Origin of the sequence: Burkholderia aenigmatica (genome assembly GCF_048627025.1) — a bacterium.
GTDB lineage: Bacteria > Pseudomonadota > Gammaproteobacteria > Burkholderiales > Burkholderiaceae > Burkholderia > Burkholderia aenigmatica.
This window is the reverse complement of the sequence record NZ_CP184469.1, coordinates 1183959-1199946: the sequence shown is the minus strand read 5'-3', so window position 1 is coordinate 1199946 and position 15988 is coordinate 1183959. Positions and strand designations below refer to the sequence as shown.

The following is a 15988-nucleotide window of genomic DNA, read 5'->3' as shown; positions in this document are numbered from 1 at the left end:
TTGCCGGCATGTGCGCCGCGCGTATTTATGCGGGAAATCGATGAAACGCCCGCGACGAAACCGAGTCGCGCGTGTGACGCCGTGCACCCGCCAGGGCGGGAGAGGAGCGAGGCATGCCGGCGCAACGTTTGGGCGCCCGGCGGGGATCGGGTAAAGTGCCGCTCAACCTACCGGATCGACGTTACTAGACGACCGGTCTAATCGTTGCTACCATACGCCATCATGAATGCATCTTCAGGCGCGGAAGTCCGCCAGCACATCCTGAACATCGCCAAGCCGATCATGCTCCACAAGGGGTTTTCGGCGGTCGGTCTGAACGAGATTCTCGCTGCGGCGGGCATCCCGAAGGGCTCGTTCTACCATTACTTCGGCTCGAAAGAGGCATTCGGCGAAGCGCTGCTCGAATCGTATTTCGACGGCTATCTCGCGCATCTCGACAACCTGCTCAAGCATCAGGCCGGCACGGGCGCCGAGCGCCTGATGACGTACTGGAGCAACTGGCTGCACACGCAATGCGCGGACGATCCGGAAGGCAAGTGCCTCGCGGTGAAGCTCGGCGCGGAAGTGTCGGACCTGTCGGAAGCGATGCGCGCGGTGCTGCGGCACGGCACGAGCCAGATCATCGAGCGGCTCGCGGGGGGCATCGAGGCCGGGCTGGCCGACGGCTCGCTGAGCGCGGTCGCCGATCCGTCGCATACGGCCGCAATCCTCTACGAGCTGTGGCTGGGCGCGACGCTGCTGGAGAAGATTCACCGCAACCGCAAGCCCCTCGAACGGGCGATGGTCGAAACGCGGCGCATGCTGAACCTGCCGCCGTTCGAGCCGAGCGGAGCGCAGGCGTAACCCGGGCGCGCATCGGCGCGCCTTGTTTTTACCCTTTTTCTAGACGACTGGTCTACTCAATGCGCATGACGAACGTGCCACGCCGCGTTACGCTGTCCCGATTGTTTCAACCGCACGCATGCAGACGCGACGGCCTGAGCGCCGCCGCCGCATGCGCGCGTCTCCTGCTGGTCCATCCCTGATCCGATCGTGCCCACGAAGCACGTCCATTCCTGTTGACGGAGGCTTACATGCCGCAAAGCAAGACCGCAAACCGCCAGATCATCCTGAATTCGCGCCCGGTCGGCGCGCCGACGCCGGGCAACTTCCGTACCGAATCCGGTGACGTGCCGACGCCGGGCGCCGGCCAGGTGCTGCTGCGCACGGTCTGGTTGTCGCTCGACCCGTACATGCGCGGCCGGATGAGCGACGCGCCGTCCTATGCCGCGCCGGCTGAACTCGGCCAGCCGATGGTCGGCGGCACGGTCAGCCAGGTCGTTTCGTCGAACCTGCCCGCGTTCCGCGAAGGCGACCTCGTGGTCGCGGGTGCGGGCTGGCAGGACTATGCATTGTCCGACGGCCGCGACCTGATTCCGCTCGGCCGCGACTTCGCGCATCCGTCGTACGCGCTCGGCGTACTCGGCATGCCGGGGTTCACCGCCTATACGGGGCTGCTGAAGATCGGCGAGCCGAAGGCCGGTGAAACGGTCGTCGTCGCGGCGGCCAGCGGTGCGGTCGGCGCGGTGGTCGGCCAGATCGCCAAGCTGAAGGGCTGCCGCGTGGTCGGCGTCGCGGGCGGCGCGGACAAGTGCGCGTACGTGACCGATACGCTCGGTTTCGACGCGTGCGTCGACCATCGCGATCCGGCGTTCGCCGAGAAGCTGAAGGACGCGTGCCCGAACGGCATCGACGTCTATTTCGAGAACGTCGGCGGGGCCGTGTTCGACGCGGTGTGGCCGCTGCTCAACGACCATGCGCGCGTGCCGGTATGCGGGATCATCGCGCACTACAACGACGCGGCCTACGACGACAAGGCCGTATCGACCGGCCGCGACCGCGTGCCGGCACTGATGGGCACGATCCTGCGCAAGCGCATCCGGATGCAGGGTTTCATCATCCTGGATCACTATGCAACCGGCTATGCGCCGTTCATGAAGGAAATGAGCGAATGGGTCGCGCAGGGCAAGGTGAAGACGCTCGAGGACGTCGTCCCCGATCTCGCCGATGCGCCTGAAGCGCTGATCGGCTTGCTCGCCGGCAAGAACTTCGGCAAGGTCGTCGTGCGCGTGGGTCCGGACGAACTGGCCTGACACGACGGTACCGGCCTGCAGTAGTAAACGGTCGCCCGCCGGCGTTACCTGAAATACATGACGCCGGCGGGCGGCTTTCCCGATTCCGTTTCGATAGGAGTGACAAGATGGCGCTTCACGTGATTGCTTCCCTGTTCGTGAAACCCGAACACGCGGAGGCTGCCGAAGCCGAACTGCGCAGCATGGTCGCGAAGACGCGCACCGAACCGGGCAACCGGCGCTACGACCTGTTCCGCGAGCAGGACGGTTCGCCGAACCTGCACCTGTACGAGATCTACGACGACCAGGCCGCCTTCGACGCGCACCTCGCGAGCCCGTATTTCGGTGAATTCCGTACGAAGTCGGCCGACTGGTTCACTGCGCCGCCGGTCATCAAGGTGCTGTCGGGCATCGACGTCGCCGAGTAACCACGCTGTACTCCCGTCGCGGCTCGCCCCCACCCGGGCCGCACGGCACCCGCCGCACGGCCCGCGGCGGCGATGACAACACCACGCGGCGCGCCGTTCGCGCCACCTCCCCAATACACCGGCCCCGGAGGCTGAATGATCACCCTCAACATCAACGGCGAAACCCGCTCGGTCGACGCCCCCGACGACATGCCCTTGCTCTGGGTGCTGCGCGACGTCGTCGGCCTCACCGGCACGAAGTTCGGCTGCGGGATCGCCCAGTGCGGCGCGTGCACCGTGCATCTCGACGGCGTCGCCGCGCGCTCGTGCGTGCTGCCGGTCGCGGCCGTCGCGGGCCGCAAGATCACGACGATCGAAGCCGTCGGCGCGACGCCGGCCGGCCACAAGGTCCAGCAGGCGTGGCGCGAGCTCGACGTCGTCCAGTGCGGCTATTGCCAGTCGGGGCAGGTGATGGCCGCCACCGCGCTGATCGCATCGAACCCCAACCCGAGCGACGCCGACATCGACGCGGCGATGGCCGGCAATATCTGCCGCTGCGGCACGTACAACCGGATTCGCGCGGCCGTGAAGCAAGCCGCCAAGGAGGCCTGACATGTCGCGAGGACTGATCGAAGCAGGTCGGGCCGGCGCGGGCGTGTCGCGCCGTTCGTTCCTCAAGCTCGGCATGTCGCTGGGCGCGGCGGCGGGCGGTGGCCTGCTGCTCGGTTTCAGCCTGCCGGCCGCGGGCGACGATGCGCGCCGTTCGGTGATCGGCGGCGACGGCGATGAAACCGCGCGCGCCGGCGTGTTCGCGCCGAACGCGTTCGTGCAGATCGACCGCGCGGGCAAGGTCACGCTGGTGATGCCGAAGGTCGAGATGGGGCAGGGCGTCTATACGTCGATTCCCATGCTGGTCGCGGAAGAACTCGAAGTGCCGCTGTCGAGCGTGACGCTCGACCATGCGCCGCCGAACGAGAAGCTGTTCCTCGATCCGCTGCTCGGCGGCCAGCTCACCGGCGGCTCGACGTCGATTCGCTACGCGTGGGAACCGCTGCGCCGTGCAGGTGCGACCGCACGCACGCTGCTGGTCGCGGCCGCCGCGAAGCAATGGCATGTCGATCCGGCATCCTGCCGCGCCGCGAACGGCGAGGTGCAGCATCCGCCGAGCGGCCGGCGCGCGTCGTACGGCCAGCTCGCCGATGCGGCGGCCAAGCTGCCGGTGCCGAAGGATGTCGCGCTGAAGAAGCCGGCTGATTTCAAGCTGATCGGCACGCCCGCGAAGCGGCTCGATTCGCCGGAAAAGGTCGACGGCACGGCCCAGTTCGGGCTCGACGTGCGCCTGCCCGGCATGCTGTACGCGGTGATCGTGAACAGCCCGGTGTTCGGCGGCACGGTCGCGAGCGTCGACGATGCGGCCGCGAAGAAGATCCCCGGCGTGCGCCAGGTCGTGCGCGTCGACAACGCGGTGGCGGTGGTCGGCGATCACACGTGGGCCGCGAAGCGCGGCGCATCGGCGCTGGTCGTGAAGTGGAATGAAGGCGCGGACGCGAAGGTCTCGACGAAGGATCTTTTCGCGGATCTCGCGCATGCGGCGGCGAACGGCAAGGGCGCGGTCGCACGCAAGGACGGCGACGTCGACAAGGCATTCGCGAATGCGAAGACGCGCGTCGATGCCGTCTATGAACAGCCGTTGCTCGCCCACGCGACGATGGAACCGGTGAATTGCACGGTGCACGTGCGCGGCGACGGCTGCGAGATCTGGGTCGGCACGCAGGTGCCGACGCGGGCGCGCGATACCGTGCAGCAGCTCACGGGCCTCGCGCCCGAGAAGATCGTCGTGCACAACCACCTGCTCGGCGGCGGCTTCGGCCGGCGGCTCGAGACCGACATGATCGGCCAGGCCGTGAAGATCGGCAAACAGGTCAACGCACCGGTGAAGGTGGTCTGGACGCGCGAGGAAGACGTGCAGCACGACATGTACCGGCCGTGCTACTACGACAGGATCTCGGCTGGCCTCGACGCGAACGGCAAGCCGGTGGCGTGGCAGCACCGGATCGTCGGCTCGTCGATCATGGCGCGCTTCGCGCCGCCGGCGTTCCAGCACGGCGTCGATCCCGATGCGGTCGAGGTTGCCGCCGAGCTGCCGTACGACCTGCCGAACCAGCTGGTCGACTACGTGCGCCAGGAGCCGCGCCACATCCCGACCGCGTTCTGGCGCGGCGTCGGCCCGACGCGCGGCACGTTCGTGGTCGAGAGCTTCATCGACGAACTGGCCGCGCAGACCAAGACCGACCCGGTGCAGTATCGCCGCGCGCTGCTCGACAAGACACCGCGCGCGCGCAACGTGCTCGACGTCGCAACGAAGGCGGCCGGCTGGGGCGGCCCGGCGCTGCCGAAGGGGCAAGGGCGCGGCGTCTCGGTGATGCACGCGTTCGGCAGCTTCTTCTCGATCGTCGTCGACGTCGCGGTGGATAACGGCGAGGTGCAGGTGAAGCGTGTCGTGTGTGCGGTCGATTGCGGTATGGTCGTCAACCCGAACACGATCGAGGCACAGGTGCAGGGCGGCATCATCTTCGGGATCACGGGCGCGCTGTATGGCGAGATCACGATCGAGGACGGCCGCGTCGTGCAGAGCAACTTCAACGACTACCGGATGCTGCGGATCAATGAGACGCCGCCGATCGAGGTCCATCTCGTGAAAAGCGGTGAAGCGCCGGGCGGGATCGGCGAGCCGGGCACGGCCGCGACGGCCGCGGCGGTGTCGAACGCGATCTTCGCGGCGACCGGCAAGCGGCTGCGCAAGCTGCCGGTCGGCGACCAGCTGAAGACGGCGTAAGGGGAGGACACAAGAGATGCGAAATCTGACCCTGACCCGTGCTGCTCACGCCCTTCGTGCGTCGCTGATCGCCATCGGCACGCTCTGCGCGCTGGGCACCGCCGCCACCGCACAGGCCGCCACGCCCGACAGCGCGCTCGTCGCGCGCGGCGCGTATCTCGCGAAAGCGGGCGACTGCGTCGCGTGCCACACCGCGCCGCGCGGCACGCCGTTCGCGGGTGGCCTGAAGATGGTCACGCCGATGGGCGCGATCTACACGACCAACATCACGCCCGATCCGGACACGGGCATCGGCGGCTATACGGAAGCCGAATTCGCCGGCGCGCTGCGCAAGGGCGTCGCGAAGGACGGTCACAACCTGTATCCGGCGATGCCTTACCCGTCGTACGCGAAGCTGAAGGACGACGACGTGAAGGCGCTGTACGCGTACTTCATGCACGGCGTCGAACCGGTGAAGCAGGCGAACCGGCCGTCCGACATCCCGTGGCCGCTCAACATGCGCTGGCCGCTCGCGTTGTGGAACATGGTGTTCCTCGACACGACGCCTTATGCCGACAAACCGTCCAAGGACGCGATGTGGAACCGCGGCGCGTATCTCGTGCAGGGGCTCGGGCACTGCGGGTCGTGCCACACGCCGCGCGGTGTCGGCTTCCAGGAGAAGGCGCTCGACGAAGGCGGCGCGGCATTCCTGTCGGGCGCGCCGATCGACAACTGGTTCGCGTCGAACCTGACCGGCGAGCCCAACACGGGGCTCGGCCGCTGGAACGAGGCGGAGGTCGCGCAGTTCCTGAAGACCGGCGCGAACCGCCATGCGACAGCGTTCGGCTCGATGGTCAGCGTGATCAACCACAGCACGCAGGCGCTCTCCGACGACGATCTGGCGGCGATTTCCCGTTACCTGAAATCGCTGCCGGCGACGGGCGGCACGGGCGCACCGCCGTACCGCTACGATCCGAAGGCGACGCAGGTCGCGCTGGGCCGGCCGGCAGCCGATCCGGGCGCGAAGGTGTATAACGCTTACTGCCTGCATTGTCACGGCGTGGACGGGCGCGGTTACGCGCCGCTGCTCGCGCCGCTCGCCGGCAATCCGAACGTACTCGAAGCCGATGCCGCGTCGCTGATCAACGTGACGCTGAACGGCAGCGAGACGCTCGTGATCGATGGCGTGCCGTCCGCGTATCCGATGCCGGCGTTCTCGAACCAGTTGAACGACCAGCAGATCGCCGACGTGCTGACGTTCATGCGCGCCGGCTGGAACAACGGCGCGCCAGCGGTGCAGGCGGCGGACGTCGCGAAACTCCGCAAGGCGACGGCGGCCGCGCGCTGAGCGCGGCCCCATGCGGAACGATGGCGGGCCGGCGTGCCCGCCGTCACTGCCGCCGGGTGCGTGCCTGCCCGGCGGCCTGGTGTTTTCTGTCAACCGGCGCGCGGCCGTTCGCGGCAGCGCGCGTTTATCGACGCAATGTAGGGGTGTCTGGATGGCTAACGTGACTTATACGGATACGCAACTGCTGATCGACGGCGAGTGGGTCGACGCCGTGAGCGGCAAGACGATCGACGTCGTGAACCCGGCGACCGGCAAGCCGATCGGCAAGGTGGCCCACGCGGGCATCGCCGATCTCGACCGTGCGCTCGCCGCCGCGCAACGCGGCTTCGAAGCCTGGCGCAAGGTGCCCGCGCACGAGCGTGCGGCGACGATGCGCAAGGCGGCCGCGCTGGTGCGCGAACGCGCGGACGCGATCGCGCAGCTGATGACGCAGGAACAGGGCAAGCCGCTCACCGAAGCGCGCGTCGAAGTGCTGTCGGCGGCGGACATCATCGAATGGTTCGCGGACGAAGGCCGCCGCGTGTACGGCCGGATCGTGCCGCCGCGCAACCTCAGCGCACAGCAAACCGTCGTGAAAGAGCCGGTCGGCCCGGTCGCCGCCTTCACGCCGTGGAACTTCCCGGTCAACCAGGTCGTGCGCAAGCTGAGCGCCGCGCTGGCAACCGGCTGCTCGTTCCTCGTGAAAGCGCCGGAAGAAACCCCCGCGTCGCCGGCTGCGCTGCTGCGCGCCTTCGTCGATGCAGGCGTGCCAGCCGGCGTGATCGGCCTCGTGTACGGCGATCCCGCTGAAATCTCGTCGTACCTGATCCCGCACCCGGTGATCCGCAAGGTCACGTTCACGGGGTCGACGCCGGTCGGCAAGCAGCTCGCCGCGATGGCCGGCCTGCACATGAAGCGCGCGACGATGGAGCTGGGCGGGCACGCGCCGGTGATCGTCGCCGAGGACGCCGACGTCGCGCTCGCGGTGAAGGCCGCCGGCGGCGCGAAGTTCCGCAACGCCGGGCAGGTCTGCATTTCGCCGACGCGCTTTCTCGTGCACAACAGCATCCGCGACGAATTCACGCGCGCGCTGGTCAAGCATGCGGAAGGGCTGAAGGTCGGCAACGGCCTCGAGGAAGGCACGACGCTCGGCGCGCTCGCGAACCCGCGCCGGCTCACCGCGATGGCGTCGGTCGTCGACAACGCGCGCAAGGTCGGCGCGAGCATCGAAACCGGCGGCGAGCGGATCGGCTCGGAAGGCAACTTCTTCGCCCCGACCGTGATCGCGAACGTGCCGCTCGAAGCGGACGTGTTCAACAACGAGCCGTTTGGCCCGGTCGCGGCGATCCGCGGCTTCGACAAGCTCGAAGACGCGATCGCGGAAGCGAACCGCCTGCCGTTCGGCCTCGCCGGCTACGCGTTCACGCGTTCGTTCGCGAACGTGCACCTGCTTACGCAGCGCCTCGAAGTCGGGATGCTGTGGATCAACCAGCCGGCCACGCCGTGGCCGGAAATGCCGTTCGGCGGCGTGAAGGACTCGGGCTACGGGTCGGAAGGCGGGCCGGAAGCGCTCGAGCCGTACCTCGTCACGAAGTCGGTGACGGTGATGGCCGTCTGACGGTCGTCGATCGATCGCGTGCGCGGCGCCATGGGCGTGGCGCGCGCGGTCGGCACGGGCCGGGCGGCATGCCCGGTCCCTCGCCAGCTTTTCCCGCCTGCCGTACATTCGAACGGCAACCCGCCCGGCATTTCACTGTGCGTGCCACTGCGGATGGATTGTTTCAATTCCATCATCGGCAACGCCACACGCCACGCCCCTCGGTGAATCGATACCGGCATCCGGTGCCGACTCGCACGGAACACGATCCGCCCGACACCGCTCGGCTCACGTCGTCAGCCACCTGGCAAGTTCGGACTGCACCTCGTACCCGGATGTCGCACTTTTTGGTATAGGTTATTCAGAACAAACCATAACAACCGGTGCGTGAGCGTCGGCCTAACCTGAGAGGAAACGGATGCATCCGCGGTCGGCAGCGCCGTACTACGTTGTGCTGGCGGGGACCTTGATAGCGTGCGCGCTGATGGGGCTCTGCGTGTTGCAGTTGTTTCAGAGCCGTCACGACGCGCTCGATCGCGCACGCGATACGTCGCGGAACCTGGCGCTCGTCGCCGAGCGCGACATCGAACGCAATATCGAACTGTACGGCCTGTCGCTGGAGGCGGTGATCCAGGGCCTTCAGCGGCCGGACGTGATGGCGGCGTCGCCGGCCTTGCGGCGCGGCGTCCTGTTCGATCACGCGATGACGGCGAAATTTCTCGGCTCGATGCTCGTGCTGGATTCGGCCGGCAACATCATCCTGGATTCGGCGACCGACGTGCCGCGACAGGGCAATTTCGGCGACCGCAAATACTTTACGGTTCATCGCGACAATCCGAACGCCGGGCTTTACATCAGCGATCCCTACGCGTCCCGCCTGCGCGGCGGCTCGCTCAGCGTGGCGCTGACGCGCCGCGTGTCGAATCCGGACGGCTCGTTCGGCGGCATCGTGATGATCGCGGTCAATCTCGAGTATTTCCACACGCTGTTCGCCGGCCTCGCGCTCGGCTCGCACGGCGCGATCTCGCTGGTCGGCAGGGACGGCATCATGTTCATGCGCCAGCCGTACGACGTGCACACCATCGGTCGCGACATCAGCCAGGCGGCGACGTTTCGCCACTTCATGACGGCGCCGGAAGGTTCGTTCCTCGACACCTCGACGATCGACAAGGTGCGGCGCCTGTACTACTTCAAGACGCTGCCGCACCTGCCGATGATCATCATGGTCGCCGAGGCGGAGCAGGACATCTACGCCGCGTGGCGGCGCCGGGCGATCACGATCGGCGCGCTGGTGGCCACCTTCGGCGCGGCGTTCATCGTGCTGTCGTTCTTGCTGGGCACCCAGCTGCGGCGCAGGATGCGCGCCGAATCCGAGCTGGTGATGCTGGCACGCACCGATGGCCTCACCGGGCTCAACAATCGCCGCTCGTTCGGGGAAGTGCTGGACCTCGAATGGCGCCGCGCACGCCGTGCCCGTTCGGTGTTTTCGCTGCTGTTCGTCGACGTCGACCGCTTCAAGGCCTACAACGACACGTATGGTCACCAGGCCGGCGATGACGCGCTGACGGCGGTTGCACGGTGCATCGGCGACAACATCCGGCGTCCCGCGGATACCGCGGCTCGCTACGGCGGCGAGGAATTCGTCGTGATCCTCCCCGATACGCCGGCGACGGGTGCGACCGAGATCGCCGAACGGATTCGGGCCGCCATCGACGGACTGGCGATCGAACATGCGGAAAGCGAATTCGGGCGCGTCACCGCGAGTATCGGCGTGGCGAGCTGGGCGCCCGGGCAGGAAGGGGAGGTCGAATCGGTGATCAAGGCGGCCGACGAAGCGCTGTACCACGCGAAGGAAACGGGGCGAAACAAGGTCGCCTCGCATGAAACCGGCAACTGACGCCACCGCCGGCACGCATCGCCCGCTGCCGATGGCGGGCGTGCCGTTCAAGGCTCGGCGCTCAATGCCGGCCGCTGCCGCGATAGCTTTCCACTTCCGCGTCGTACGCCGCCAGGAACGCCTTGCCGAACACCGACGCGAAGTCGTCCTCGATCGCGAACACCGTGTCGCGATGGGTGGCCGCGTAGCGATCCCACATCCTCGCCTTGTACAGCACGGGCACGCGCTTCTCGTACCAGCGCATCGCGTCGTCCCGCTCGCGCAGCCGTTGCGGTGAAAAGCGCGTCAGCAGGTCCATCAACGCGGCGCGCATGCCGGCGACCATGCCGATCTGGTGCGCATGCAGATCCTGGAACGCGTCGCTGACCGCGCTCTGCGGCGACATGAAGCCCGGCAGCGGCAGCCCGAACATCTGCCGCAGCACCGCACCGCCGTCCGGCAGCAGCTTCAGCGGGTTGTTCTCGCGGTCGAGCAGCATCGTCATGTGCGCCTTCACTTCGCGCTTCAGGATGCTGCGCGACGACAGCAGCTCGACCGTGCCGTTCGCGAACAGCGCCAGCAACTGGCCCGCGATGTACAGCTGCTCGGCCGACCACTGATGCGATTCGGCGGCCGTATCGAGCCCCGCGCCTTCGAAGAACGCGCTCAGCAGTTCATCGGGCGTCGGCGCGCGGGCGGCATGCGGCGCCGGTTCGTCGACGGGCTGCGTATCGGCGGCGCGCGCGGCGGCCGGTTGCACACGCACGTGTTGCGTCCACTCGGGCGCGTGGTCGGCCTGTGTCGTGGACGACGCTTCGCGATCCGCGTGGCCACGATCGACTTGCGCCGCCGTGCCCGTTGCGCCGATATCGCCCGACGACTGCGTGAACAGGTCGAGCGGATCGGTCGATAGCTGGTTCAGGTCGCGCTGCGACGGCGCGGGCGGTACGGCCTGCGCTGCGCGGTTCGCCGGCTGGGCGGCGTCCGCACGAGCCGGGCCACCTGGCCGGGTACCGGCGTCCGCCGTCTTGCCGCGCGGCGCGAGACGATCCTGCAGGAGCCCCCACAGCCGGTTGCCGCCGCCTTTCGTATCGACCCGCGAAGACGAAGCTTGCGCGGGCGCCGCTGACGCTCGCGCCTGCGCCTGCGTATCGACGTGCACGCCGGTATCGCGCGCCATGTCGATGACCGGTGCCGCGTCGCCATCGCCGCCATCGTCACGCTCGGCGCGCAGCACATACGGCCCGATGCGGATGATGTCGCCGGTGTTGAGCGGACGCTCCTGCGCATAGCCGACCGGCTCGCGGTTCACCTCGATCGTCGAGACGCTGCTCAGGTTCTTCAGCAGGCAGGCGTCGTCGCCGACCTGCAGCAGCGCCTGCAGCCGCGAGATCTGCCGCGTGTCGTCGCGCAACACCAGATGGTTGTCGCTGGCCCGGCCGATGGTGCCGCCCGGCGGATGAAACACGACGGCGTCGTAGGAGTCGTTTTCGACCGGCTCGCCGGCATGTTCGATCACGATCAGTTGCATGTCATACGTCGCTCGGTGAAGCGCTCGCGTGGAAGCCGGTTCGTTCAGGATGACGACGCATGCCTGCGGCGCGCGAATTCGAACGCGGGCCCCCAGATCGGATGCCCCTTCTCGGCAGGGGACAAGTCGAAGCGCGGGTTGAGGTCGAGAATTTTCGAGAACTCGGCGCGGCACGGCGTGATGCGGTTCGTCACGCAATAGCTGAACGCGAGAAGCTTGTGCGCGGCCACCTGCGTGTCGGTGTCGGCGCCGTCGATCTCCTTCGCGTGGCTCAGCAGCGCGATCGTGCGCCCGTAGTCGCCGCTGTCGTACGCGGCACGCGCGCTATCGACCGTCGCGCGTGCAGCCGACTGTGTCGGGGACGTACTGCACCCGCCGGCCCCCAGCAACAATGCGCCGAGGAAAAACACGAGCGATGAACGACCTTTCATTATTGAAATTAAAAATTGGCGTAATTGGAAGGTGGCACACAAGCGCTGTTGGATTCTAGTGCCAATCATCTGCATCGAACCGGCTGTTACGTTTTGTTTCATTTGGCCGATTCATTTCCACTTGAATGCAGAATCGACTACGAATTTCAGTGCTTGTGAATCCAGAAAAACGGCCTATAGTTCGCTGTGTTTTTCGGATTCGTCAGTTGTTTGGTCAGCGCACGTCAATGCTCGAAAAAACGGCCCGTCCGTTCGTGCGAAACGAATAGCCTGGCACACCCTCCGTGTCGCGGGCGCCCCTTGCCCGGCGGCCGGCCGGCTTGCGCCCCCGAGCCATCCGACAGGTGTCCACGCCATAGAACCGGGCCGCCCAGGCGCACCGGTCGGATTAACTGTTGCCATTAATTTACCAATCTCAATTCAATTGCCCATCATCTCGCCAAATCGACTTTCAAAAACCCTGAATGATATGACCCGGCTTTTTACAAGAATAATTTGCCGACACGGATTGCAATGAATGGATATGCAGGTTACACAATTACCGATCAATTAATTGTCCCTTTTTCAATCAGATCATCCGGTTTCGCAGTCGAAAACCGGCGCGTGGCTATTGGGTGGCGAGGGTGGAATATGCAATGGCGGTCGAGCAGTTTCATCGTATGGGGATGCGTGATGCTGTTGCCGGGATGCGGCGCGACGGAACACGCCGCGGCAGTGCCGTATGCGATCACGGTTGACGTTGCACCCGACGTCAACCCTGACATGAACCGCAAGCCTTCGCCGATCGTGCTGAAGGTGTTCCAGCTCCGCGCGGCGTCGTCGTTCGACAGCGCGGATTTCTTCTCGCTGCAGGACAAGCCGGAGAACGTGCTCGGCGCGGACCTGCTCGGCACCGACCGCGTGATCCTGCGGCCCGGCGAATCGCGCACGCTGCACTATCGCGGCAACGTCGAGGCGGGTGCGATCGGCGTGGTCGCCGAATACCGCATGCTCGAAAAGAACCGCTGGCGGCTGACGGTGCCGCTGCCGCGCGCGAAGCAGCTCAACCTCTACAAGTTCTGGCAGACGTCGCCGGGCGAGCTGAAGCTGTCGATCGCCATACGCAATGGCGGCATCGCGCTGAACGATGCGAAGGGGCGCCCATGACTGAACCGACGATGTCCGCGACGCCGGTCGCGGCGCTCCGCCAGCGGGTGGTGTGGACCGAGGGGATGTTCCTGCGGCCGCAGCATTTCCAGCAGCTCGAACGGCACTGGGAACGCTACGTCGCGCTGCGCTGCCTGCCGTTGCAGGGCTTCTACTGGGGCTTCGACACGCTGGAGCTCGATCGCGAGCAACTGGCGCTCGGCAAGGTCGCGCTGCGCACCGCGTCGGGCGTGATGCGCGACGGCACACCGTTCGACCTGTCCCATCCGGACGATCTCCCCGAGCCGCTCGACGTGCCGGCCGATGCGAAAGACCAGCTCGTCGTGCTCGCGCTGCCGCTGTGGCGCGGCGGGGGCGAGGAGGTGTCGTTCGGGGCAGGTGCAGCCGGAGGCAATGGCGCGAACGGCACGAACGGCGCTAATGGCAGTGCGGATGTCGCGCGCTACGTCGTGCGCGAATACGAAGTGGCCGACGCGAACGCGGTCGCGCTCGGCCCCGCGCTGCTGCAGACGGGCCGCCTGAACGTGCGGCTGATGCTCGAAGCCGAGCTGACCGGCGACTGGCACGCGCTCGGTGTCGCGCGGATCGTCGAGCGGCGCACCGACGCGCGGCTGCTCGTCGACGACGGCTACATTCCGCCGCGCCTCGTCGCGCAGCACGACGCCGTGCTGCTGGCCTATGCGCGCGAACTGCACGGGCTGCTCACGCAACGCAGCGAAGCGCTCGCGGCACGGTTGTCGGAGCCCGGCCGCGGCGGCGTGTCGGAAGTCGCGGATTTCCTGCTGCTGCAACTCGTGAACCGCTATCTCGCGCTGACCTGGCATGCGCAGCAGCACGTGTCGACGCATCCGGAGGCGCTGTTCTGCGACTGGCTGAAGCTTGCGTGCGACCTGAGCACGTTCACGGCGGCCGGCCGGCGCCCGCAGTCGCTCGCGGTCTATGTGCACGACGATCTGCGCACGAGCTTCGCGGAACTGATGACCGAGCTGCGCCGGTCGCTGTCGACGGTGCTCGAACAAAACGCGATCCAGATCGAGCTGCGCGACGCGGGCAACGGCATCCGCGTCGCGACGCTGGCCGACCCGGCGCTGCGCGACACGGCCGGCTTCGTGCTCGCCGTGCGCGCGGACGTGCCGGCCGACAGCCTGCGCACGCGTTTTCCGGCGCAGGCGAAGCTCGGGCCGGTCGAGCGGATCCGCGATCTCGTGCAGTTGCAGCTACCAGGCATCACGATGCGCCAGTTGCCGGTCGCGCCGCGGCAGATCCCGTATCACGCGGGCCATACGTACTTCGAGATCGACAAGGGCAGCGACCTGTGGAAGCAGCTGGCGCGCTCCGGCGGTCTCGCTTTTCATTTCGCCGGCGAATTCCCTGGACTCTCGATGGAGTTCTGGGCGATACGCGGGTAAGGGCGGGGCGACGCGATGAATTCCTCCTCCGATTCGATCTCCCCCGGCGCAGGCGGATTCGTGCCGCCGAATCCGGGTGGCGTGCATCCGTCCGCGGCGGGCACGGCCGGCCCGACCGCGACGCAGCCGCGCCCGGGGCGTTGGGCCGCGAGCGGCACGAACCCGCTCGTCGCGGCGGCGAATCCGTTGCTGAACCTGGTGCCGCAGATCCGTTCGACCGTCCATCACCCGAATCCGGCGTGGCTGCGCGAGCACCTGGTCGTCGAGATCCGGCAGTTCGAGGCACGTGCGCAGGAGGCCGGCGTGCCGTCGGAAGCGATCATCGGCGCGCGCTACTGCCTGTGCACCGCGCTCGACGAGGCCGCCGCGCTGACGCCGTGGGGCGGCAGCGTGTGGTCGTCGCACAGCCTGCTCGTGTCGTTCCACAACGAGACCTGGGGCGGCGAGAAGTTCTTCCACCTGCTCGAACGCCTGTCGCAGCAGCCGCGCCAGCATCTCGACCTGCTCGAGCTGCTGTATTTCTGTCTCGCGCTCGGTTTCGAGGGCCGCTATCGCGTGCTCGACAACGGTCATGCGCAGCTCGACGCGCTACGCCACCAGCTCGCGCTGACGATCCGCTCGGTGCGCGGCGAATTCGAACCGGCGCTGTCGCCGCACTGGCGCGACGTCGTCACGCGCGATGTCGCGCGCCGTTTCGTCGTGCCGCTGTGGGTATGCGTGGCGCTCGCGCTGCTGATCGGCTTCGGCGTGTTCGTCGGGCTGCGGATCGCGCTCGCCGGGCATTCGGATCGGCTGTTCGCGTCGATCGACGCGCTGCACGTGCCGAAGCTGCAGCCCGCGCAGGCGCCGCCGCGCCCGGCGCCGGCGCCGCGCATCGCGAAGTTCCTGGAACCGGAAATCGCGGCCGGCCTCGTGTCGGTGCGCGACGACGCCGATCGCAGCGTGATCGTGCTGCGCGGCGACGGGTTGTTCAAGTCCGGCTCGACGTCGGTGATCGACCGCTACGTGCCGGTGCTCGCGCGCGTGGCCGATGCGCTGAACAAGGTGCCCGGCAACGTGCGCGTGACCGGCTATACCGACGACACGCCCGTGCACACCGCGCGCTTCGCGTCGAACTGGGACCTGTCGCGCGAACGCGCGGAAGCCGTGCGCGGCATGATCGCCGCGCGGCTCGACCATCCGGAGCGGCTCGCGGCGGAAGGGCGCGGCACGCTCGACCCGGTCGCGCCGAACGATTCGCCGGCGAACCGCGCGCTGAACCGGCGCGTCGAGATCACGCTGCTGCCGGCGCCCGGCACTGCCGCCGTCGGCGCGAGCGCCACGCAGGGAGCCAACTGA

13 protein-coding genes are annotated in these 15988 nt (G+C 67.5%); 11 read left to right on the top strand and 2 right to left on the bottom strand.

The genetic code is table 11. The features are described 5' to 3' along the window. The first annotated feature begins 222 nt into the window (after nucleotides 1-222). From ACN8ZM_RS22440 to ACN8ZM_RS22405, 8 genes are all read left to right on the top strand, one after another. Entirely contained in the window at nucleotides 223-843 is a 621-nt protein-coding gene (locus tag ACN8ZM_RS22440; protein ID WP_420212422.1) for a TetR/AcrR family transcriptional regulator, read from the top strand. Nucleotides 844-1073: 230 nt separating this feature from the next. After that, the gene (locus ACN8ZM_RS22435) at nucleotides 1074-2132 is read left to right on the top strand and encodes an NADP-dependent oxidoreductase (RefSeq protein ID WP_420212421.1); all 1059 of its coding nucleotides are present in this window, start codon (nucleotides 1074-1076) and stop codon (nucleotides 2130-2132) included. Nucleotides 2133-2239: 107 nt separating this feature from the next. Continuing rightward, nucleotides 2240-2539: a putative quinol monooxygenase gene (locus ACN8ZM_RS22430; protein WP_043183739.1), complete on the top strand. Its 300-nt coding sequence runs from the start codon at nucleotides 2240-2242 to the stop codon at nucleotides 2537-2539. Between the two features lie 135 nt (nucleotides 2540-2674). Further along, on the top strand, nucleotides 2675-3130 hold the full coding sequence (locus ACN8ZM_RS22425) for a (2Fe-2S)-binding protein (RefSeq protein ID WP_043183740.1): 456 nt from the start codon (nucleotides 2675-2677) through the stop codon (nucleotides 3128-3130). A 1-nt stretch (nucleotide 3131) separates the two neighbouring features. Continuing rightward, entirely contained in the window at nucleotides 3132-5354 is a 2223-nt protein-coding gene (locus ACN8ZM_RS22420; RefSeq protein ID WP_420212420.1) for a molybdopterin cofactor-binding domain-containing protein, read from the top strand. A gap of 16 nt (nucleotides 5355-5370) precedes the next feature. After that, nucleotides 5371-6681 (top strand): c-type cytochrome, encoded by a 1311-nt coding sequence (locus ACN8ZM_RS22415; RefSeq protein ID WP_420212419.1) that lies wholly within the window; start codon nucleotides 5371-5373, stop codon nucleotides 6679-6681. A 151-nt stretch (nucleotides 6682-6832) separates the two neighbouring features. Continuing rightward, the gene (locus ACN8ZM_RS22410) at nucleotides 6833-8278 is read left to right on the top strand and encodes an NAD-dependent succinate-semialdehyde dehydrogenase (protein WP_043183744.1); all 1446 of its coding nucleotides are present in this window, start codon (nucleotides 6833-6835) and stop codon (nucleotides 8276-8278) included. Between the two features lie 397 nt (nucleotides 8279-8675). Continuing rightward, entirely contained in the window at nucleotides 8676-10154 is a 1479-nt protein-coding gene (locus ACN8ZM_RS22405) for a sensor domain-containing diguanylate cyclase (protein WP_043183745.1), read from the top strand. Nucleotides 10155-10215: 61 nt separating this feature from the next. Here the strand turns inward: ACN8ZM_RS22405 and tagH are convergent, their stop codons facing one another. Both tagH and ACN8ZM_RS22395 read right to left on the bottom strand, forming a co-directional pair. Further along, entirely contained in the window at nucleotides 10216-11664 is a 1449-nt protein-coding gene (gene tagH / locus ACN8ZM_RS22400) for a type VI secretion system-associated FHA domain protein TagH (protein WP_420212418.1), read from the bottom strand. A gap of 44 nt (nucleotides 11665-11708) precedes the next feature. After that, nucleotides 11709-12095: a TssQ family T6SS-associated lipoprotein gene (locus tag ACN8ZM_RS22395; protein WP_176130515.1), complete on the bottom strand. Its 387-nt coding sequence runs from the start codon at nucleotides 12093-12095 to the stop codon at nucleotides 11709-11711. A gap of 630 nt (nucleotides 12096-12725) precedes the next feature. Here ACN8ZM_RS22395 and tssJ point away from each other — a divergent pair. Genes tssJ through ACN8ZM_RS22380 form a run of 3 tightly spaced genes read left to right on the top strand, consistent with a single transcriptional unit; the run spans nucleotide 12726 to nucleotide 15988 of the window. Beyond that, nucleotides 12726-13241: a type VI secretion system lipoprotein TssJ gene (tssJ, locus tag ACN8ZM_RS22390; RefSeq protein ID WP_043183748.1), complete on the top strand. Its 516-nt coding sequence runs from the start codon at nucleotides 12726-12728 to the stop codon at nucleotides 13239-13241. Beyond that, nucleotides 13238-14650: a type VI secretion system baseplate subunit TssK gene (gene tssK / locus ACN8ZM_RS22385; RefSeq protein ID WP_420212417.1), complete on the top strand. Its 1413-nt coding sequence runs from the start codon at nucleotides 13238-13240 to the stop codon at nucleotides 14648-14650. Before tssJ ends, tssK begins: the two co-directional genes overlap by 4 nt. A gap of 15 nt (nucleotides 14651-14665) precedes the next feature. Next, nucleotides 14666-15988, top strand: coding sequence for a DotU family type VI secretion system protein (locus tag ACN8ZM_RS22380; RefSeq protein ID WP_043183750.1), 1323 nt, complete (start codon nucleotides 14666-14668; stop codon nucleotides 15986-15988).

Coding starts and splice junctions, on each gene's coding strand:
- ACN8ZM_RS22415 (WP_420212419.1), top strand. CDS start 5,371: ATGCGAAATCTGACCCTGACCCGTGCTGCTCACGCCCTTCGTGCGTCG.
- ACN8ZM_RS22420 (WP_420212420.1), top strand. CDS start 3,132: ATGTCGCGAGGACTGATCGAAGCAGGTCGGGCCGGCGCGGGCGTGTCG.
- ACN8ZM_RS22435 (WP_420212421.1), top strand. CDS start 1,074: ATGCCGCAAAGCAAGACCGCAAACCGCCAGATCATCCTGAATTCGCGC.
- ACN8ZM_RS22395 (WP_176130515.1), bottom strand. CDS start 12,095: ATGAAAGGTCGTTCATCGCTCGTGTTTTTCCTCGGCGCATTGTTGCTG.
- tagH (WP_420212418.1), bottom strand. CDS start 11,664: ATGCAACTGATCGTGATCGAACATGCCGGCGAGCCGGTCGAAAACGAC.
- ACN8ZM_RS22410 (WP_043183744.1), top strand. CDS start 6,833: ATGGCTAACGTGACTTATACGGATACGCAACTGCTGATCGACGGCGAG.
- ACN8ZM_RS22430 (WP_043183739.1), top strand. CDS start 2,240: ATGGCGCTTCACGTGATTGCTTCCCTGTTCGTGAAACCCGAACACGCG.
- ACN8ZM_RS22380 (WP_043183750.1), top strand. CDS start 14,666: ATGAATTCCTCCTCCGATTCGATCTCCCCCGGCGCAGGCGGATTCGTG.
- ACN8ZM_RS22440 (WP_420212422.1), top strand. CDS start 223: ATGAATGCATCTTCAGGCGCGGAAGTCCGCCAGCACATCCTGAACATC.
- tssK (WP_420212417.1), top strand. CDS start 13,238: ATGACTGAACCGACGATGTCCGCGACGCCGGTCGCGGCGCTCCGCCAG.
- tssJ (WP_043183748.1), top strand. CDS start 12,726: ATGCAATGGCGGTCGAGCAGTTTCATCGTATGGGGATGCGTGATGCTG.
- ACN8ZM_RS22405 (WP_043183745.1), top strand. CDS start 8,676: ATGCATCCGCGGTCGGCAGCGCCGTACTACGTTGTGCTGGCGGGGACC.
- ACN8ZM_RS22425 (WP_043183740.1), top strand. CDS start 2,675: ATGATCACCCTCAACATCAACGGCGAAACCCGCTCGGTCGACGCCCCC.